The 20,223-nt window shown below is 69.8% G+C and carries 14 protein-coding genes and 1 pseudogene; 8 read left to right on the top strand and 7 right to left on the bottom strand.

What is annotated here, in order from left to right:
* Entirely contained in the window at window positions 1-2,052 is a 2,052-nt protein-coding gene (tkt, locus tag LPC04_RS07495; protein ID WP_275681550.1) for a transketolase, read from the bottom strand.
* Window positions 2,053-2,283: 231 nt separating this feature from the next.
* Here tkt and LPC04_RS07490 point away from each other — a divergent pair, with 231 nt between their 5' ends.
* From LPC04_RS07490 to rpe, 3 genes are read left to right on the top strand one after another with little or no spacing between them, the layout of a single operon-like run.
* On the top strand, window positions 2,284-3,012 hold the full coding sequence (locus LPC04_RS07490) for an HAD family hydrolase (RefSeq protein ID WP_275681549.1): 729 nt from the start codon (window positions 2,284-2,286) through the stop codon (window positions 3,010-3,012).
* Entirely contained in the window at window positions 2,984-4,078 is a 1,095-nt protein-coding gene (gene tal, locus LPC04_RS07485) for a transaldolase (RefSeq protein ID WP_275681548.1), read from the top strand. Before LPC04_RS07490 ends, tal begins: the two co-directional genes overlap by 29 nt.
* The gene (gene rpe, locus LPC04_RS07480) at window positions 4,078-4,752 is read left to right on the top strand and encodes a ribulose-phosphate 3-epimerase (RefSeq protein ID WP_275681547.1); all 675 of its coding nucleotides are present in this window, start codon (window positions 4,078-4,080) and stop codon (window positions 4,750-4,752) included. The genes tal and rpe overlap by 1 nt, the downstream gene beginning before the upstream one ends.
* Before the next feature lie 239 nt (window positions 4,753-4,991).
* On the opposite strand, the gene LPC04_RS07475 is transcribed toward rpe, so the two are convergent.
* The gene (locus LPC04_RS07475; protein WP_275681546.1) at window positions 4,992-5,693 is read right to left on the bottom strand and encodes a TetR/AcrR family transcriptional regulator; all 702 of its coding nucleotides are present in this window, start codon (window positions 5,691-5,693) and stop codon (window positions 4,992-4,994) included.
* 194 nt (window positions 5,694-5,887) lie between these two features.
* Here LPC04_RS07475 and LPC04_RS07470 point away from each other — a divergent pair, with 194 nt between their 5' ends.
* The 5 genes and pseudogenes from LPC04_RS07470 to LPC04_RS07450 all read left to right on the top strand — a co-directional run.
* Window positions 5,888-7,087 carry an efflux RND transporter periplasmic adaptor subunit gene (locus tag LPC04_RS07470; RefSeq protein ID WP_275681545.1) on the top strand — a complete coding sequence of 400 codons (1,200 nt, stop codon included), beginning with the start codon at window positions 5,888-5,890 and terminating at the stop codon, window positions 7,085-7,087.
* A 73-nt stretch (window positions 7,088-7,160) separates the two neighbouring features.
* A complete protein-coding gene (locus tag LPC04_RS07465; RefSeq protein WP_275681544.1) occupies window positions 7,161-10,430 on the top strand; it encodes an efflux RND transporter permease subunit in 3,270 nt (1,089 codons plus the stop codon).
* Between the two features lie 51 nt (window positions 10,431-10,481).
* The gene (locus LPC04_RS07460; RefSeq protein WP_275681543.1) at window positions 10,482-11,939 is read left to right on the top strand and encodes an efflux transporter outer membrane subunit; all 1,458 of its coding nucleotides are present in this window, start codon (window positions 10,482-10,484) and stop codon (window positions 11,937-11,939) included.
* A 90-nt stretch (window positions 11,940-12,029) separates the two neighbouring features.
* Window positions 12,030-13,046, top strand: a complete 1,017-nt coding sequence (locus LPC04_RS07455) for an LLM class flavin-dependent oxidoreductase (protein ID WP_275681542.1) — start codon at window positions 12,030-12,032, stop codon at window positions 13,044-13,046.
* A gap of 49 nt (window positions 13,047-13,095) precedes the next feature.
* A pseudogene (locus LPC04_RS07450) lies at window positions 13,096-14,577 on the top strand (flavin-containing monooxygenase); the annotation flags it as partial.
* Window positions 14,578-14,586: 9 nt separating this feature from the next.
* On the opposite strand, the gene LPC04_RS07445 reads toward LPC04_RS07450, so the two are convergent.
* From LPC04_RS07445 to LPC04_RS07425, 5 genes are all read right to left on the bottom strand, one after another.
* A complete protein-coding gene (locus tag LPC04_RS07445) occupies window positions 14,587-16,143 on the bottom strand; it encodes a methyl-accepting chemotaxis protein (protein ID WP_275681541.1) in 1,557 nt (518 codons plus the stop codon).
* A 178-nt stretch (window positions 16,144-16,321) separates the two neighbouring features.
* A complete protein-coding gene (locus tag LPC04_RS07440; protein ID WP_275681540.1) occupies window positions 16,322-17,095 on the bottom strand; it encodes a paraquat-inducible protein A in 774 nt (257 codons plus the stop codon).
* A 1-nt stretch (window position 17,096) separates the two neighbouring features.
* Window positions 17,097-17,807 carry a PqiC family protein gene (locus LPC04_RS07435; RefSeq protein WP_275681539.1) on the bottom strand — a complete coding sequence of 237 codons (711 nt, stop codon included), beginning with the start codon at window positions 17,805-17,807 and terminating at the stop codon, window positions 17,097-17,099.
* Window positions 17,804-19,516 carry a PqiB family protein gene (locus LPC04_RS07430; RefSeq protein WP_275681538.1) on the bottom strand — a complete coding sequence of 571 codons (1,713 nt, stop codon included), beginning with the start codon at window positions 19,514-19,516 and terminating at the stop codon, window positions 17,804-17,806. The genes LPC04_RS07435 and LPC04_RS07430 overlap by 4 nt, the downstream gene beginning before the upstream one ends.
* On the bottom strand, window positions 19,513-20,223 hold the full coding sequence (locus tag LPC04_RS07425; RefSeq protein WP_275681537.1) for a paraquat-inducible protein A: 711 nt from the start codon (window positions 20,221-20,223) through the stop codon (window positions 19,513-19,515). Before LPC04_RS07425 ends, LPC04_RS07430 begins: the two co-directional genes overlap by 4 nt.

Here is a 20,223-nt window from a genome sequence, read left to right as displayed (position 1 = left end):
TCACGTGCCCAGCAGCTTGCGCGCCCGCGCCACGACGTTGTCGACGCTGAAGCCGAACTCCTTGAGCAGCGTCTTGGCCGGCGCGGAGGCGCCGAAGTGGTCGATGCCGACGACGTCGCCGGCGTCGCCGACATAGCGTTGCCAGCCCAGCGTCGCGCCGGCCTCGACGGCCAGGCGCCTGGTCACCGCCGGCGGCAGCACCGTGTCGCGGTAGGCCGGCGGCTGCGCGTCGAACAGGTCCCAGCTGGGCATCGACACGCAGCGCACCTTCAGGCCGTCCTGGCCCAGCGTCTCGGCCGCCGCGGTGATCAGGCTGACCTCCGAGCCGCTCGCGATCAGGATGATGTCGGGCTTGTCGTACTCGGCGCCGCCGATGATGTACGCGCCGTTGGCCAGGCCGTTCGCGCTCGGGTGCTTGCTGCGATCGAGCGTGGGCACGTCCTGGCGCGTCAGCACGAGCAGCACCGGGCGCTCCTTCATCGTCACGGCCACGCGCCACGCGACCGCGGTCTCGTTGGCGTCGGCCGGACGGATCACCGTGAGGCCCGGGATCGCGCGCAGGCTCACGAGCTGCTCGATCGGCTGGTGCGTCGGGCCGTCCTCGCCGAGCGCGATCGAGTCGTGCGTGAACACGTGCAGCGCGTGCAGCTTCTGCAGCGCGGCCAGGCGGATCGCCGGGCGCATGTAGTCCGAGAAGATCAGGAAGGTGGAGCCGTACGGGATGAAGCCGCCATGCGCCGCCATGCCGTTGACGATCGCGCCCATTGCGTGCTCGCGCACGCCGAAGTGCAGGTTGCGGCCGGCCCAGCTGGCGCCGCCGGTGTCGGCTCCCTCGATCGGCTTCGCGTCGGCGGCGGGCGCCGGGTTGAAGTCGCCGAGGCCGACGAGATTGGTGAACGTCGACGGATCGAGGTCGGCCGAGCCGCCCATCAGCGACGGCAGCTTCTTGCCGATCGCCGCGAGGATCTGCTTGCCGGCGACGCGCGTCGACAGGCCCTTGGCGTCGGCCGGGAACGCCGGCATGTCGGCGTCCCAGCCTTCAGGCAGTTCGCCGCGCAGCCGCGACTCGAGCTCCTTGGCCTGCTCCGGGAAGGCCGCGGCATAGGCCTGCATGCGCTGGTTCCACTCGCCCTCGGCCTTCTCGCCGGCCGTCTGCGCCTCGAGGAACTTCCTGCTGGCGGCGTCCGGCACGTAGAACGCGGGCTCGGCCGGCCAGCCGAGCTTGGCCTTGGTCGCCGCCACGTCCTTCTCGCCCAGCGGCGAACCGTGGGCCTTGAAGCTGTCCTGCTTGGGCGAGCCGTAGCCCAGGTGCGTGCGCACGAGGATCAGCGTGGGGCGCGTGGTGTCGGCCACCGCGTCCTTGAGCGCCTGGTCGATGGCGGCGACGTCGTTGCCGTCCGCGACGTGGATCGTCTGCCAGCCGTAGGCCTCGAAGCGCTTGGCGCGGTCCTCGGTGAACGTGATGGCCGTGCCGGCCGACAGCGAGACCTCGTTGTCGTCGTACAGGCAGACGAGCTTGCCGAGCTTGAGGTGGCCGGCGAGCGACGCGGCCTCGGACGCGACGCCCTCCATCAGGTCGCCGTCGCTGGCGATGCACCAGGTGCGGTGGTCGACCACGACGTGGCCGTCGCGGTTGTACGCGCCGGCGAGCTGCGCCTCGGCGATCGCCAGGCCCACCGCGTTGGCCAGGCCCTGGCCCAGCGGGCCGGTGGTGACTTCGACGCCCGCGGTGTGTCCGCGCTCCGGATGGCCCGGCGTCCGGCTGCCCCACTGGCGGAACTGCCTGAGGTCGTCGATGGTCAGGCCATACCCCGTCACGTTCAACAGGCTGTAGAGCAGCGCCGAACCATGGCCGGCGGACAGCACGAAGCGGTCACGGTCGGCCCACAGCGGATTGGCGGGGTGGTGCTTCAGGTGGCGCGTCCACAGCACGTAGGCCATCGGCGCGGCGTCGAGCGGCAGGCCGGGGTGGCCGCTGTCGGCGTTCTGCACCATGTCCACGGAAAGAAAGCGCAGCGTGTCGATGCATTGCTGGTCGAGCGAGTCGGACATGGGACGGTCTTTCAGCGAGGCGATGGAGGGACAGGTTCGCGATGATGCGCCGGGCGCGCGTGCCAGCTTTGGAAAAGCGGGTATGGAGCTTGCTCGGCCTTGGCGTCGCACCGGAGGGCTCGAACAGCAAACCGCTTGCCCGCTTAAGTCCCTGTTCATGTCCCGTTCATGAGTCACGGAACAGACTTGTTCCTTCGAGTCGTTCCATTCCCACGAAAGACCCGCCCGCCGATGGCTGCCATCCTCCACGACGTCGTGTTCCTGATCGACGTCGACAACACCCTGCTCGACAACGACCGCATCATTGCCGACCTGCGCGACCACCTGATCCAGGAGTTCGGCGTCGCCTGCTCCGGCCGCTACTGGACGCTGTTCGAGAAGCTGCGCGACGAGCTCGGCTACGCCGACTACCTCGGCGCGCTGCAGCTCTATCGCAAGGAGGTCGAGGGCTTGGGGCTCCACGCGCAGGCCTTGCTGCAGATGTCGAGCTTCCTCGTCGACTACCCGTTCCAGGATCGCGTCTACCCGGGCGCGCTCGACGCGATCGCGCGCATGAACAAGCTGGGGCCGACGGTGATCCTGTCCGACGGCGACGTCGTGTTCCAGCCGCGCAAGATCCAGCGCTCCGGCCTGTGGCGCGCCGTCGAGGGGCGCGTGCTGATCTACGTGCACAAGGAACTGATGCTCGACGAGGTCAGGCGCACCTTTCCGGCGCGCCACTACGCGATCGTCGACGACAAGCCGCGCATCCTGGGCGCGCTGAAGGCGGCGTGGGGCGACGGCGTCACCACGGTCTTTCCGCGCCAGGGCCATTACGCGCTGGACACGATCGAGGCGGCGAAGTATCCGACCCCGGATATCGTCGTCGACCACATCGGCGATCTTGCACGCACGAATATTGCCGGTTGGTTCCCTCTACCAGGAGCGAACCATGAGCAAGACCACGCAGCAACTCCATGAGCTCGGCCAGAGCCTGTGGATCGACAACATCAGCCGCGAGACCTTGCGTGACGGGTCGCTCGCCAAGCTGATCTCCGACTATTCGGTCACCGGGCTGACCTCGAACCCGTCGATCTTCGAGAAGGCGATGGGCGGAGGCGACGCCTACGACGACGCCATCGCTCAGATCGCGCGCGAGGGCCGCTCGACCGAGGATCTGTTCTTCGCGCTGGCCGTCGACGACCTCCAGCACGCGGCCGACCTGTTCCTGCCCGCCCACGAGGCCAGCGGCGGCGTCGACGGCTGGGTCTCGCTGGAGGTTTCGCCGCTGCTGGTCAACGACACCCGCGGCACGGTCCAGGCCGCCGCGAGCCTGCACACGCAGGCGGCGCGCAAGAACCTGTTCATCAAGATCCCGGGTACGCCAGAGGGTATCCCGGCCATCGAGGATTCGATCCACGCCGGCATCCCGATCAACGTGACGCTGCTGTTCTCGCGCGAGCAATACCTCGCCGCGGCCGAGGCCTACATGAAGGGCATCGAGCGCCGGCTCAACGACGGCAAGTCGCCGGTGGTGGAGTCGGTCGCGTCGCTGTTCGTCAGCCGCTGGGACACCGGCGTGAAGGATGCGGTGTCGGCCGAGTACCAGAACAAGCTGGGCATCGCGATCGCGATGCGCACCTACAAGGCCTACCGCGACCTGCTGGCGTCCGAGCGCTGGAAGAAGCTCGCGGCGGCGGGCGCGCATCCGCAGCGCCTGCTATGGGCCAGCACCGGCACCAAGGATCCGAAGGCGCCGGAGACGCTGTATGTCGAGGCGCTCGCTGCGCCCGACACCGTCGACACGATGCCCGAGAAGACGCTCAGGGCGTTCGCGAAGGACGGCAAGGTTGGCACGCCCATGCCCGTCGACGGCGGCCATGCCGAGCAGACGCTGGACGAGATCCGCCGCCAGGGCGTCGACATCGACGCGCTCGCGCTCAAGCTGCAGCAGGAGGGCGGCGACTCGTTCAAGAAGTCGTGGAGTTCGCTGATCGGCGGGCTCGAGGAAAAGGTCACCAGGCTCACCGCGACCTCTCCGAGCTGATGGCCAACCCGCTCGTCATCGCGCCGTCGATCCTGTCCGCCGACTTCGGCCGCCTCGCCGAGGAGGTGCGGGCCATCGACGCGGCCGGCGCCGACTGGATCCACGTCGACGTGATGGACGGGCGCTTCGTGCCCAACATCAGCTTCGGGCCGGTGGTGATCGCGGCGATCCGCAAGGCGACGACCAGGCCGCTCAACGTGCACCTGATGATGGTCGAGCCCGAGCGCATGCTGGAGGACTTCGTCAGGGCCGGCGCCGACCACCTGCTGGTGCAGTGCGAGCCGGCGTCGACGATCCACCTGCACCGCGTGCTGTCGCGCATCCGCGAGCTCGGCAAGAAGGCGGGGGTCGTCATCGATCCGGGCAGCCCGATCGCCTTCGTCGAGCACGTGCTGCACCTGTGCGACGTCGTGCTGGTGATGACGGTCAACCCCGGCTTCGGCGGCCAGAGGTTCCTGCCCGAGGTGCTGCCCAAGATCACCGCGCTGCGCCGGCTGTGCGACACGCGCGGCCTGAACCCGTACATCGAGGTCGACGGCGGCCAGAACGGCGACAACGCGTGGCAGGCGGTCGACGCCGGGGCCGACGCGCTGGTCGCGGGCTCGGCGGTGTTCGGCTCGGACGACTACGCGCGCGCCATCGCCAGGTTGCGCGCGCACGCGCGTCCCGCGTGATCCATCAGGGTTGATACGGGCCAAGGACGAGGCGCCGGCCTACACGGAACTGTCACGATCCGGGCCCATAATGAGTCCATCGCAGGTACAGAACCGGCCGCACATTGGGCGGAACAGCGGGAACCCGTCACCCAGTATCTGCACACCGTCTTCGTGATCCGTCACGTTGTCCGGAAGTCAAAAGCCCTCCTTGCGAGGGCTTTTCCTTTGGGCGCGCCCGTGTCAGCGGATCAGGCGGTTCACATCCGCGGCCACGACCGCATCGCCGTGCGCACCGTTGCCATCAGGCTTTCGTGCGTCGCGCCATCCTTGGCCTGCATCGACATGCCCTGGTAGATGGTGGCGTAGAAGTTGGCGAGATCCTTGGCGTCCGTGTCGGGCGGCAGCTCGCCGTTGTCGATGCCGCCCTGGATGCGGCGGCCGACGTTGGCGATGGCCTCGGTGCGGCGCAGCAGCAGCGCGTCCTGCACGCGTTCGGCGGCGGCCGAGCAGTTGGTGGCGGCCATCACCACCATGCAGCCCTTGGGATGGCAGGGTTGCGTGAGTTCGTTGGCGGCTTCCGTCAGCCAGCGCTCGATCGCGCTGCGTGCGTTCGGCTCTTCCTCCAGCGCGCGCGCCCCGGCGCTGCCGTAGCCCAGCGCGTAGCGCTCGATGGCTTCCAGGAACAGCTGCTCCTTGTCGCCGAACGCGGTGTAGAGGCTGGGCGGCGTGATGCCCATCGCGGACGTCAGGTCGGCGATCGAGGCGGCCTCGTAGCCGCGCTCCCAGAAGACGTGCATCGCGGTCTCGAGCGCGGCATCGCGATCGAACGACAGCGGACGGCCGCGCGGCTTGCGCGCCGCCTTGGCGGCTGGCTTGGCGTCGGGTGCCTCGGCGAGCGCGAGGGCGCCGCCGTCGGGGAAGGCGCTAACGCCCTCAGTTGTCTCATTCGTCTTTTTCATAGCGATCGATACGAAATGTGTTGACTTGCCCTTGTGGCTTGGCTACATTGTGCCATATGTCGTAGCGATCGCTACGATAAAACTTTCCCGGTCGGTCAGCGAAAAGCCAGGCAATGCCTGGTTCAGCCGCTGCTTTGTCCAAAAGTTCCCGAGCACTCACTTTTCTTCGATCTCGCATCCCTTCAGGAGTTCACATGAACCAGGTTCCGCTCAAAGCCCGCCGCCGCCTCTGGGTGGCCGGCACCACGCTGACGGCCGTCGCCGCCTCCCTCGCCGCCGTGTTCATGTTCCAGTCCGGCCCGGCCACGGCCACGCCGTCGCCCGCCGTGCAGGCGACGCCCGTGTCCGTCGCCACCGTCGTGCAGGGCGACGTCGCGACCTGGAACGAGTTCTCCGGCCGGCTGGAGGCCGTCGAGCGCGTCGACATCCGCTCGCGCGTCGCCGGCACCGTCGAAGCAGTTCACTTCCGCGAAGGCGCGCTGGTCAAGGCCGGCGACCTGCTGCTGACGATCGACCCGGCGCCGTACCAGGCCGACGTCGACCGCGCCGACGCGCAGGTCTTCGCCGCGCAATCGCGCCTGGCGAACGCCAGGAGCAACTACGAACGCTCCAAGCAGCTGCTGCAGGACCACGCGATCTCGCAGCGCGAGTACGACGACAGCCTCAACGCGCAGAGCGAGGCGGATGCCAACCTGCGCGCCGCCAAGGCGCAGCTGCAGACCGCGCAGCTGAGCCTGGGCTACACGCAGGTGCGCGCACCGGTCGCCGGCCGCGTCGGCAAGCTCGAGATCACCACCGGCAACCTCGTGGCCGCCGGCCCGGGCGCGCCGGTGCTGACGACGCTGGTGTCGGTCAGCCCGATCTACGCCAGCTTCGACGCCGACGAGCAGGTCGTGACCCACGCGCTGCGCGAGCTGCCCGCGGGCGCGAGCGCGCGCGCGCAGATCGAGAAGATCCCGGTGCAGATGGGCACGGTGGACGACACCGCCACGCCGATCGCCGGCCACCTGCAGCTGGTGGACAACCAGGTCGACGCCAAGAGCGGCACCGTGCGCGTGCGCGCCGTGTTCGACAACGCCGACGGCACGCTGATCCCCGGCCAGTTCGCGCACCTGCGCATGGGCACGGTCAAGGCCGAGCCGGCGCTGATGATCAACGAACGCGCGGTCGGCACCGACCAGAGCAAGAAGTTCGTGATGGTGGTGGGCGCCGACGACAAGGCGAACTACCGCGAGGTCACCCTCGGCGCCAACGTCGACGGACTGCGCATCGTCACCTCGGGCCTGAAGCCGAACGAGCGCGTGGTCGTCAACGGCCTGCAGCGCGTGCGGCCGGGTTCGCTCATCGCGCCCCAGATGGTCGCGATGAAGTCCGCCGACGACCTCAAGAACTGATCTCCAAGAAGAACGCACATCGGCCCGCGCCACGGCGCCGGGCCGCGCCTTCCCACACTCCCGGGAGCACCTCGTGAACCTCTCCAAATTCTTCATCGACCGGCCGATCTTCGCCGGCGTGCTGTCGCTGCTGATCTTCCTCGGCGGCCTCATCGCCGTGCGCGGCCTGCCGATCTCCGAATACCCGAACGTCGTGCCGCCGTCCATCGTCGTGCGCGCGAACTATCCCGGCGCCAACCCGCAGGTGATCGCCGAGACCGTGGCCACGCCGATCGAGGAGCAGATCAACGGCGTCGAGGGCATGCTCTACATGAGCAGCCAGGCGACGACCGACGGCCTGATGACGCTGACCGTCACCTTCAAGCTGGGCACCGACCCGGACAAGGCGCAGCAGCTCGTGCAGAACCGCGTCGCGCAGGCCGAGCCGCGCCTGCCCGAGGAGGTGCGCACGCTGGGCATCACCACGATCAAGGCGTCGACCGACCTGACCATGGTCGTCCACCTGTTGTCGCCCAACGGCCGATACGACATGACGTACCTGCGCAATTACGCGGTGCTCAACGTCAAGGACCGCCTCGCACGCGTGCAGGGCGTGGGCGACGTGCAGCTGTTCGGCTCGGGTGACTACTCGATGCGCGTCTGGCTCGACCCGCAGAAGGTGGCCAACCGCGGCCTGTCGCCGAGCGACGTCGTCGCAGCGATCCGCAACCAGAACGTGCAGGCCGCGGCCGGCATCGTCGGCGCCTCGCCCAACCTGCACGGCATCGACGTGCAGCTGTCGGTCAACGCGCAGGGCCGTCTCACGACCGAGGACGAGTTCGGGGACATCATCGTCAAGACCAGCGCCGACGGCGCCGTCACGCGCCTGAGGGACGTGGCGCGCGTCGAGCTTGGCGCGGCCGACTACTCGCTGCGTTCGCTGCTGGACAACAAGGAAGCCGTCGCGATCCCGATCTTCGCGGCCCCTGGCTCCAATGCGATCGCGATCTCGGACGGCGTGCGCGCCGAGATGGCCGACCTGCAGAAGTCCATGCCCGACGGCGTGAAGTACGAGATCGTCTACGACCCGACGCAGTTCGTGCGCGCGTCCATCGAATCGGTGGTGCACACGCTGCTCGAGGCCATCGCGCTGGTCGTGCTGGTCGTGATCCTGTTCCTGCAGACCTGGCGCGCGTCCATCATCCCGCTGCTGGCCGTGCCGGTCGCGGTGGTGGGCACCTTCGGCGTGATGAGCGTGTTCGGCTTCTCGATCAACGCGCTGAGCCTGTTCGGCCTGGTGCTGGCGATCGGCATCGTGGTCGACGACGCCATCGTGGTCGTCGAGAACGTGGAGCGCAACATCTCGAACGGGCTGACGCCACGCGAGGCGACGTACCGCGCGATGCGCGAGGTCTCCGGCCCGATCATCGCGATCGCGCTGGTGCTCGTCGCCGTCTTCGTGCCGCTCGCGTTCATCACGGGCCTGACCGGCCAGTTCTACAAGCAGTTCGCGCTGACCATCGCGATCTCGACGGTGATCTCGGCGATCAACTCGCTGACGCTGTCGCCCGCGCTCGCCGCGCTGCTGCTCAAGGGCCACGACGCGCCCAAGGACGCCCTGACGCGCGGCATGGACAAGGTGCTCGGTCGCTTCTTCGCCGGCTTCAACCGCGTGTTCCATCGCGGTGCCGAGGCCTACAGCGGCGGCGTGACGAAGGCAATCTCGAAGAAGACGGTGATGATCGTCATCTACGCGCTGCTCGCCGCGTCGACGCTGGGCCTGTTCAAGCTGGTGCCTGGGGGCTTCGTGCCGCCGCAAGACAAGCAGTACCTGATCGGCTTCGCGCAGCTGCCCGACGGCGCCACCCTCGATCGCACCGAGGCCGTGATCCGCAAGATGGGCGACATCGTCGCCAAGCAGCCGGGCGCGCTGCACGCCGTGCAGTTCCCGGGCCTGTCGATCAACGGCTTCACCAACAGCTCGAACTCGGGCATCGTGTTCGTCGCGCTGGACGACTTCGACAAGCGCAAGAGCGCCAACCTGAGCGCCGGCGCGATCGCGCAGCAGCTGAACCAGCAATTCGCCGGCATCCAGGAAGCCTTCGTCGTGATGTTCCCGCCGCCGCCGGTGCAGGGCATCGGCACGACGGGCGGCTTCAAGCTGGAGCTGGAGGACCGCGGCTCGGTGGGCATCGCCGGCATGGACGCCGCGCTGAAGGCCTTCATGGCCAAGGCCTACCAGGCGCCGGAACTCGCGGGCATGTACTCGAGCTTCCAGGTCAACGTGCCGCAGCTGTACGCCGACATCGACCGCACCAAGGCGCAGCAGCTGGGCGTCTCGGTGACGGACGTGTTCGACACGATGCAGATCTACCTCGGCAGCCTGTACGTGAACGACTTCAACAAGTTCGGCCGCACGTACTCGGTTCGCGTGCAGGCGGACGCCGCGTTCCGCGCGCGCGCCGAGGACATCGGCCTGCTGAAGGTGCGCTCGAACACGGGCGAGATGGTGCCGCTATCCGCGCTGATGAAGGTCGCGCCGACCTTCGGCCCGGAACGCGCGATGCGCTACAACGGCTTCCTCGCCGCCGACATCAACGGCGGCCCGGCCCCCGGCTATTCGTCGGGCCAGGCCAAGGACGCCATCGCGCGCATCGCCAAGGAGACGCTGCCCCCGGGCGTCACCTATGAGTGGACCGACCTGACGTACCAGGAGATCCTGGCCGGCAACTCCGCGGTGCTGATCTTCCCGATCTCGATCCTGCTGGTGTTCCTGGTGCTGGCCGCGCAGTACGAGAGCCTGACGCTGCCGCTCGCGATCCTGATGATCGTGCCCATGGGCCTGCTCGCCGCGATGACCGGCGTGTGGCTCACGCATGGCGACGACAACGTCTTCACGCAGATCGGCCTGATGGTGCTCGTCGGCTTGAGTGCGAAAAACGCGATCCTGATCGTGGAGTTCGCGCGCGAGCTGGAATTCGCCGGGCGAACGCCGTTGCGCGCCGCCATCGAGGCCAGCCGCCTGCGCCTGCGTCCGATCCTGATGACGTCGATGGCGTTCGTGATGGGCGTGCTGCCGCTGGTGCTGTCCAAGGGCGCGGGCTCCGAGATGCGCCACGCGATGGGCGTCGCGGTGTTCTTCGGGATGATCGGCGTGACCGCATTCGGCCTGTTCCTGACGCCGGTGTTCTACGTGCTGCTGCGCGCGCTGACGGGCAACCGTCCGCTCAAGCAGCATGGCGAGATCCCGCATGACGTGGAGGCGCCGGGCGTCGACGTCGTGCCGCATCACGGTGGCCACGGCGGTGGCGGTGGCTTCGGCGTGCAGCCGGTGGTCGCGGCGCCGCGCCATCAGGACGAATGAAGAACTGACGTGCGCGGCCGCGGTCGCGCGCGTCGTCGCAAAGGAAAAATCATGACCTCGATTCTCAAGACATCGCTGATCCCGCTGGTCGCCGCGCTCGTGCTCGCGGGCTGCGCCAGCACGTCGACCTTCACGCCGGCCGCCGCGCCCGCGGCCCCCGTCGCGTTCAAGGAAGACGGCGGCGCCCGCTTCGCCAACGTGGGCCCGGCCGAGGCGCAGCCGCGCGGCATGTGGTGGACGGTGTTCTCCGACCCGGTGCTGGACGACCTCGTCCTGCGCGCCGCCGCCAACAACACCGACATCCAGCAGGCCGCCGCGCGCGTGCAGGCGGCGCGTGCGCTGCTGCGCGACGCCCAGGCCGACCTGCTGCCGCAAGTCGGCGCGCAACTGGGCGTCTCGCGCGCCACCATCCAGCCCGGCTTCGGCGCGGCGCCGGGCGCCGCCGCGAACCTGGGCCAGACGGGCCTCACCGCGTCATGGGAGCCCGACTTCTTCGGCAAGCTCACCAAGACCCGCAACGCCGCCAAGCTCGACGAGCAATCGCGCGAGGCCGCGTTGCAAAGCACTCGGCTCGTCGTGCAGTCCGACGTGGCCCAGGCCTACTTCGAGCTGCGCGCGCTCGACGCCGAACGCGACATCGTGCGCCAGACGGTGGCGGCCTACGCCGACACGCTGCGCCTGACCGAGCGCCGCTACCAGGCCGGCGATGTCGCCGAGCTCGACCTCGCGCGCGTGCAGGCCGAGGTCGCGTCGACCAACTCGCAGGCGCTTGCGCTCGATCGCGACCGCGCGTTGCACGAGCACGCGCTGGCGGTGCTGCTGGGCGAGCTGCCGACCAGCTTCTCGCTGAAGGAGGCCGACTGGGCCGGCGCGCTGCCCGGCGTGCCGGCGGGCGTACCCAGCACCGTATTGGCGCGCCGTCCCGACGTCGCCTCCGCGCAGCTCGCGATGCAGGCCGCCGAAGCGCGCGCCGGCGTCGCGCGCCTCGCGTGGTTCCCGGACGTCGCGCTGACCGCCAACGGCGGCTATGCGTCGACGGACATCGGCGACCTCTTCAAGTGGTCGGCCCGCTCGTGGGGCATCGGCGCGCTGTTGTCGCTGCCCGTGTTCGACGGCGGCCGCCGCGAGGCCGGCGTGCAGACCGCCAACGCGCAATGGGACATCGCCGCCGCGGCCTACCGCGAACAGGTGCTTGGCGCCTTCCGCGACGTCGAGGACCAGCTTGCCTCGCTGCGCCTGCTGTCCGACCAGGCCGGCGCGCAGAAGGTGGCGGTCGATGCGTCGACGCGCGCCACGGTGCTGTCCGACGCGCGCTATCGCAACGGGCTCGTCAGCCAACTGGAGCTGCTCGACGCGCGCCGCAGCGAGCTCGCCAACAGACGCGTCGCGGTGCAGGTGCGCGCGGCGCAGTACCAGGCGACGGTGGGCCTGATCAAGGCGCTCGGCGGCGGCTGGGGGCCGGACGCGGTGCCGACCGCCGCGGTGGCGAGCCCGGCGAAGAAGGCCTGACGTCGTCGACAAATCGGGGCGGCCCTGCCGGCGCCTCGGTTTCGCATTGCGTCGTATCGTGCGGTCATCCCGTCTCGTCCTGCGTTTGTGATGCCATCGATCTCGTCCCCGAAGTTCCCCAAGCTCTCCGTCCTCGACCTCGTCCCCGTGCAGCAAGGCGCCACCCCCGGTGACGCGCTGCGGGCGAGCCTGGTGCTGGCGCAGCACGCCGAGAAGCTCGGCTACACGCGCTACTGGGTGGCCGAGCATCACAACATGACGGGGATCGCGAGCGCGGCGACGGCGGTGGTCATCGGCTATCTCGCGCAGGGCACGTCGCAGATCCGCGTCGGCTCGGGCGGCATCATGCTGCCCAACCACTCGCCGCTGGTGATCGCCGAGCAGTTCGGCACGCTGGCGTCGCTGTACCCGGGCCGCATCGACTGCGGCCTCGGCCGTGCGCCGGGCACCGACCAGGTGACGGTGCGGGCGCTGCGGCGCGATCCGCGCAACGCCGAGAACTTCCCCGAGGACGTGCAGGAACTGCAGGCGCTGTTCCAGCCGGTGCGTCCGGGCCAGACGGTGCAGGCCGTGCCGGGCGCGGGCCTCGAGGTGCCGCTGTGGATCCTCGGCTCGAGCACGTACGGCGCGCAGCTCGCCGCCGCGCTGGGCCTGCCCTACGCCTTCGCGTCGCACTTCGCGCCCGACGCACTGACGCAGGCGATGGAGCTGTATCGCGAGCTGTTCAAGCCGTCGGAGCAGTTGAAGACGCCGTACGCGATGGCCGGCGTCAACGTGGTCGTGGCCGACACCGACGCCGAAGCGAAGCGCCTGTTCACCTCGCACCAGCAGTCGTTCGCGAACCTTCGCCGCGGGCGGCCAGGCCCGCAGCAGCCGCCGATAGACGACATCGACACCTACTGGTCGCCGGCCGAGAAGCAGATGGCCGAGAGCATGCTCGCCTGCTCCATCGTCGGCTCGCCCGACACCGTGCGCCACGGCCTCGAGCGCTTCGCGGAATACACCGGCGCCGACGAGCTGATGGTGGTGTCGGCGATCTTCGACGCGGCCGCGCGCCGAAAGTCCTACAGCCTGCTGGCCGAGATCGCGGGCCTGGCGTCGCGCTGAGAGGGTTTCCACGCCGTCGCGGACGGCGACGCGCCACCAAAATGCGCGCATGAGCGAATCCGGGCAAGGCAGCGAAACGAACCCCTGGGCCGTGCTGATCATCGGCGCCGGCTTCGGCGGACTGGGCATGGCCATCGAGCTGGGCCGCGCGGGCGAGCACGACGTGTTGCTGCTCGAGAAGGGCGCGGACGTCGGCGGCGTCTGGCGCGAGAACACCTACCCGGGCGCGGCCTGCGACGTGCCGTCGCACCTGTACTCGTTCTCGTTCGAGCCGAACCCGGACTGGTCGCGCACCTTCTCGCCGCAGGCCGAGATCCTGGCCTATCTGCGCCGCTGCGCCGACAAGTACGGCGTGAGCGACAAGATCCGCTTCGGCTGCGAGGTGACGTCGGCGGCCTTCGACGAGACGACCGCGCTGTGGCGCGTCGACTGGCGTGACGCACAGGGCCGCGCGCACGCGGGTCACGCGCGCGTGCTCGTGAGCGCGGTGGGGCTGCTGAGCCGACCGGCGACGCCCGCGGTGGCCGGGCTCGACACGTTCCGCGGCCCGGTCTTCCACTCGGCGCAATGGCGCCACGACGTCGACTTGAAGGACAAGCGCATTGCCGTGATCGGCACTGGCGCGTCGGCGATCCAGTTCGTGCCCGAACTCGCGCGCGAAGCCGCGCGGCTGACCGTGTTCCAGCGCACGCCGGCCCACATCCTGCCGCGTGCCGACCGCGCCTACAGCGAGCGCGAACGCCGCCGCTTCGCACGCTGGCCCTGGCTGATGGCCGTGCACCGCGCGCTGATCTACCTCGAGCATGATTCGCGCGCCGTCGGCTTCACCCGGCTGCCCTGGGCGCTCGACCTGGTCGCCGGCAGGGCGTCGCGCAAGCTGCTGAAGCAACAGGTGCCGGACGTCGCCCTGCGCGAGCGCCTGACGCCGCGCTATCCGGTCGGCTGCAAGCGCATCCTGATCTCCAGCGACTGGCTGCCGGCGCTGTCGCGGCCCAACGTCGAACTCGTGACCGAGGCCATCGAGCGCGTCACGCCCGCGGGCGTGCGTGTCGCGGACGGGCGCGAGATCGCGGTGGACGCGATCGTGCTGGGCACCGGCTTCAGCGCCAGCGAGTTCCTCGCGCCGATGGCCATCCGCGGCCGCGGCGGACGCTCCCTCAACGAGGCCTGGGCCGACGGCGCGCGGGCCTGGCTGGGCATCACGGTGCCGGGCTTCCCGAACTTCTTCATGCTGTACGGACCCAACACCAATCTCGGCCACAACTCGATCGTCTTCATGCTGGAAAGCCAGGTCTCGCACGTGATGCGCTGCCTGCGCAAGCTGCGCGACGCGCGCGGCACGACGATCGAGGTCGGCCCGGCGCCCTTCGAGCGCTACGCCGCCCGCATGCAGCGGCGCGCGCAGCAGACCGTGTTCGCGGGCTGCACGAACTGGTACGTCGACGCGCACGGTCGCCACACCGTCAACTGGCCCGGCTTCACGACGACCTACCGCTGGCTCACGCGCCACGCGGGGCTGGACGCGTATCGCGTGGCCTGATCAGGCCTCGATGCGGAAGCGCTGCACGGTCTCGGACAACTGTCGCGCCTGCAGCCTGAGGCTCTCGGCGGCGGCCGCCGATTCCTCCACCAGCGCCGCGTTCTGCTGCGTCACCTGATCGAGCTGGCCGACGGCCGTGTTGACCTGGCCGATGCCCTGGCTCTGCTCGGTCGTCGAATGCATGATCTCGGAGATGATGGCCGACACGCGCCGTGCCGAGTCGACCACCTCGCCCATCGTCGAGCCGGCGTCGGCCACCAGCCGGGTACCCGCCTCGACGCGATCGACGGACGCGCCGATCAGGCTCTTGATCTCCTTGGCGGCCGCCGCGCTGCGCTGCGCCAGCGAGCGCACCTCGGTGGCGACGACGGCGAAGCCGCGCCCCTGCTCGCCGGCGCGCGCTGCTTCCACCGCGGCGTTCAACGCGAGGATGTTGGTCTGGAACGCGATGCCGTCGATCACGCCGATGATGTCGGCGATCTGGCGCGACGAACCGTTGATCTGCTCCATCGTCGCGACCACCTGCGCCACGACCTCGCCGCCCCGTTCGGCGACATCCGCGGCCGACGCCGCGAGCTCGTTGGCGGTGCGCGCGCTCTGCGCCGAGTGCTGCACCGTGCCGTTCATCTGCTCGATGGACGCCGCGGTCTGCTGCAGGCTGGACGCCGCCTCCTCCGTGCGCGACGACAGGTCCATGTTGCCGTCGGCGATCTCGGTCGAGGCGATGCCGATGCTGTCGGTGGACGTGCGCACCTGCGTCACCAGCGCGCGCAGCGAGCCCTGCATCGACGCGAGCGCCTTCAGCAGGCGGCCGGTCTCATCCTCGCTCTGCGAGACGATGGTGTCGGTCAGGTCGAGTGCGGCGATGCGGTCGGCCGCGTCGACGGCGCGCTGGATCGGCCGCGTGATGCTGCGCACCAGCCATGCCGAGAGCAGCCCGCCGAGGATCAGCGAGGCCGCACCGAACACCAGCAGGGCGATCCGCGCGTCGCGGTTCTCGGCCTGGATGCTGGCGCCCGCGCGGTCGATGGCCGCGGCCTGGATGGACGAGAGCTTCTGCAGCGACGCCTGGTAGTGGACGGATGCGGGCAGGTATCTCTCGTCGAGCAGCTTGCGCGCCCCTTCCGCGTCGCCGGCCTTCTTGGCGGCGGAGACGGCATCGCGGGTGGCGACGTAGTCCTTGCGCAGGCCCACGATCTCGGCGAAGACAGCCTTCTCGTCGTCGGCGTCGAGCAGCTTGCCGATCTTGTCCTGCAGCTCGTTGGAAGATTTCGTCGTGGCCACGGCGTCCGCCGCGAAGAAATCCGCGAGCGACGGATCGGCGCTGACGGCGATCGCCGTCGTGCGGCGCACCGACATCGCGACGTTGCGATACCACTCCGCGACGAGGCGTTCGGTGACCACGTCCTGTTCGACGATGCTCCGGGTCTGCGCCGCAGACTCGTTGAGCGCGTAGGCGCCGTAGCCGGAGCCCAGCAGCGCGAGGCAGAGGGTGGCGCCGAAGGCGGCGGTCAGGCGGCGTCCGAGCGACGGGCCGCGGGATGAGACAGAAGTCATGGGGTTCGGTTCCGATGGGGCAGCTTGTCCGCTGCATTCCGGCATATCGGTCGAACCGTCGAGTAAAAGTAATACTTTCACTATCAACCCGTCGAGCCCTGGGGATTTGCCGGGCTTTCAGGAGGTGTCGCACGGAATCGGCAGGCGCGGCATGGCCGGCGACCCGCGGTCTTCCCTGTCAATGCACGGGGCGAAGTCGTGCGCGCAGCCGCGCCGTCGACGCCCACACATGCTCGTGGTCGAACGCCGAGGCCATCGCCGCGGCCAGGATCATCACCGCGCCGAAGGCCCAGAGCCCCGGGCCCGGGATCACGCTCGCCAGGCCGTTCAGCTTCACGAACGCGACCAGCACGCCCAGCATGAACACCTCCACCATCACCCACGGCCGCACGGCCTGCATCGCGCGCAGCACGATGTCGAAGCCGGGCGCCTGCTGGCCCGAGCGCAGCGCCAGCAGCACGTAGGCGACCGCGCCCATCTCGACCAGCGGGTTCAGCAGCGTCGTGAACAGCACCAGCCCGCTCATGAACCACGCGCCGTCGTCGTAGAGCGTCCACGCCGCGGCCCACAGCGTGGCGGCGCGCACCTGGCCCTGGATGTCGATGGCCAGGATGTTGTTGGTGTGCGCGATGACCAGCGCCACCAGGCCCGCGAGCGCGAGCGACAGCGGCAGGTCGAAGGTGGCGTGGCGCGCCAGGCCCAGCGTCGCGCCGCAGCGCCGGCATTCGTAGTGGCGGCCTGATGGAACGATGTCGGCCGTCTCCTCGCCGATGCCGTCGACGCTGGAGCGCCGGTGCAGCGCGTCGCACTCCTCGCAGGCGATCAGGTCGTCGCGCAGCGTGGCCAGCGGGATGCGCGGGGCGAGCGCGTCGACGCCGTCGTCCAGCGCCGACTGCGCGAGATGACGCGGCGAACCGTTGCCGGCCTTGGCGCGTCGGAAGCGTTCGAACATCTCAGTGTCCGGTGATGCAGGCCTGCGCGCGTTCCGCCGCGGTCGCCCGCAACGCAGCGGCGACATCTTCCGCGACCAACCGCACCGTCTCCGAATGCGCACGCGCGACGCGGTCGAAGCGCTGCTGCGATGCGTCGACGTTCGCGCCGGCACCGGGCGCGGGCTCGGCGGCGTCGCGCACCGCGGTGCGCACGCTGCGGTAGCGGCCGGCATCGACCGGGCCGAGCGAGGCGTCCGACGGCAGGCATTCGATGGTCCAGCGGATCTCGTCGCTGACGGCCGGCGCCGGCACGAGGACGGAGTCGAAGCGCAGCACCTGCACGCGCACGCGCAGCGGCGCCGGGCGCTCGAGGTCGGCGCCGCTGCCCGAGCCCGTGGGGCCGGCGTCGGCCCACAGGCCGTCGGGCAGCGAGCCGCGATTGAGGTAGTCCACCAGCGACTGTGCGACGTCGGCGGACAGCCCCTGCGTCCACAGCTGGTGGTCGTAGACCATCGCGCCGGTCTCGCCGGTGCGGATGACCCACTCGTCGCGCTTGAGCGCGTCGGGCACCGTCACCGGCCCGATCGCCAGCAGCCGCTGCGCGTCGCGCGCACTCCCGCCCGAGGGCGCGGCCGCGCCGGAGGGCCGCAGCGTGTGGTAGTAGTCGGGCGGCGTGGAGCAGCCGGCGACGAGCGCCAGCGCCGAGAGCAGGAACAGGCGTGTCATGGTCATTTCGGATCGTCCGGCGTGCCCTTGAGCAGCGACTCCGGATGGCGTTTGAGGAACTCGGCCAGGTTGTTCAACGAGGCCGCGGCCTTCGACACTTCGCTGAGCGCGCCGGTGGTCTGCGGCCCGACGGTCTGGTCGACGGTGGCCAGCGTCTTGCGCAGGTCGTCGACCGCCTTGCGCGCGTCGGCGAGCGTCTTCTGCGCCTCGGGCACGACGCCGGTGTCGAGGTGGTCGACGAGCGAGTCGACCTTCTTCAGGCTCACGTCGATGTCGGCCAGGTCCTTGTGCAGGTCGCCGGCGAGCTGGTCGTACGGGATCGCGTCGAGCTTCCTGGCGATCGACGACAGCGTCGCCTGCAGGTCGTCGAAGCCGCCCGGCGCGGTGGGCAGCGTGGGCGGCGTGGTCGTCCAGTCGATGCGCGCGGCGGGGGCGTCCTTGACGAAGTCGAGCGACACGTACAGCTGGCCGGTGAGCAGGCTGCCGCTCTTCAACTGCGCGCGGAAGCCGCGCTTGACCATCGGGTCGATGCGCTTTCGCTGGTCGTCCAGCGTCATGTCGTCGGGGCCCGACTTGTTGATCGTCGGCAGCCGGCGCGGGTAGACGCGCACGTCGACGGCGATCTTGGGCTCGGGGTTGGACTCCTCGGGCGTGCCGTCGACGGAGATGCGCGTGACCTCGCCGATCGGCAGGCCGCGGTATTCGACCGGCGCGCCCACCGCCAGGCCGCGCACCGAGCTCGCGAACAGCAGCCGGTAGTCGAAGCCCTGCGAGTCGGGCAGCTTCAGCGCGTCGGACATCTGCGCGTAGAGCGTGAACTGCGTGTTCTCGGGCGCCTCGGGCGGCGTGGCCAGCGCGGCGCCGTCGGGGTCGGGCAGGTCCTGGAACGCGACGCCGCCGGCCAGCACGCTCACCACCGACTGCGTCTGCACGTGCAGGCCCTGCGCGCCGAAGTCGACGTCGATGCCGCTCGCATGCCAGAACCGGCTGTGGGCACTGACGAAGCGGTCGTAGGGTGCCGTGATGAAGATCGTGAACTTGATGTGGCGCCCGTCCGGCTGCATCGCGTAGGCGAGCACCTGGCCGACCGGCACGCGGCGCAGGTAGATCGGCGAGCCGATGTCCAGCGAGCCGAGGTCGTCGGAGATCAGCGTGAACGAGCGGCCGGGGACGTCGGCGGTGATCGCGGGCTGCACGTCCAGGCCCTCGAACTCGCGCTTCTCGGTGGCGTTGCGGCCGGCGTCCATGCCGATGTAGGCGCCCGACAGCAGCGTGCCCAGCCCGCTGACGCCCGCCGCGCCGACGCGCGGGCGCACGACCCAGAAGCGGGTGTCCGTGACCAGCAGGTTCTCGATGCCCGAGTTGCCGCGCATCTCCGCGGTGACCTCGACCTCGCGGTGGTCCTTCGTCAGCTTGACGCGCCGCACGATGCCGACGTCGACGTCCTTGTACTTGATGTGCGTCTTGTTCGCCTCGATGCCCTCGGCGTTGTGGAAGTAGATCGTGATGGTCGGGCCGCGGTTGATGATCGAGCGCGCACCGAGATACACCCCGATGATCACGGCGATCAGCGGCACCAGCCAGACCAGCCACAGCGAGTAGTGCGCGCGGCGCGCGATGACCGGGCGCGGCAGGTCGGGCGGCGGCGTCTTAGCGGCGGGCGCGGCAGGCACGGGCGCGGGGGCGTCGTCGCGCGGTTCTTCTGGTGCACTCAAGGCGCGTCTCCGGCAGGGTCGGTCAGTTGTTGCGGCATCGGCGCGACTTCGCCTTCCGGCTTGTCGAACAGCAGGCGGGGATCGAAGCAGTGGGTGGAGAGCATCGTCAGCACGACCACCGCGCCGAAGGCCATCGCGCCGGGCCCGGGCGTGAGTTCGGCGAGGCTTTCCACCTGCACCAGCGCGGCCAGGATCGTGATGGCGAAGATGTCCAGCATCGACCAGCGGCCGATCAGCTCCAGCGCGCGCCAGGCCTTGAGCCGGCGCACGGCCCAGCGCCGGTCGTGGCGCTGCAGCGAGATCAGCAGCAGCGACAGCAGCAGCAGCTTGGTCATCGGCACCAGGATGCTGGCGACGAACACGAGCACCGCCAGGCCGTACGAGCCGTCCTTCCAGAAGTAGACGATGCCGCTGAAGATGGTGTCGTTCTGGCGCCCGCCGATGGACGCGGTGCTGGTGACCGGCAGCAGGTTCGCCGGTAGATACAGCGCGGTGCCGGCGAGCAGGAAGGCCCAGCTGCGGGCGATCGAATCAGGCAGGCGGGGATGGACGATCGCATCGCAGCGCGGGCAGCGCGCGCGGCGCTGCTCGATCGCCTGCGGCGGCGGCATGCAGACCGCGTTGCAGCCGCGGCAACGCCAGAGTCCGGCCGCGAGCGCGGAGCAGGCGGGGGGCGCGGCGTCGGAGACGGGTTCGGGGTCGACCAT

Source organism: Scleromatobacter humisilvae (genome assembly GCF_023231945.1).
Lineage (GTDB): Bacteria > Pseudomonadota > Gammaproteobacteria > Burkholderiales > Burkholderiaceae_C > Scleromatobacter > Scleromatobacter humisilvae.
Note: the sequence above shows the minus strand (reverse complement) of the source record. Positions and strands in the feature narration are given on the sequence as shown.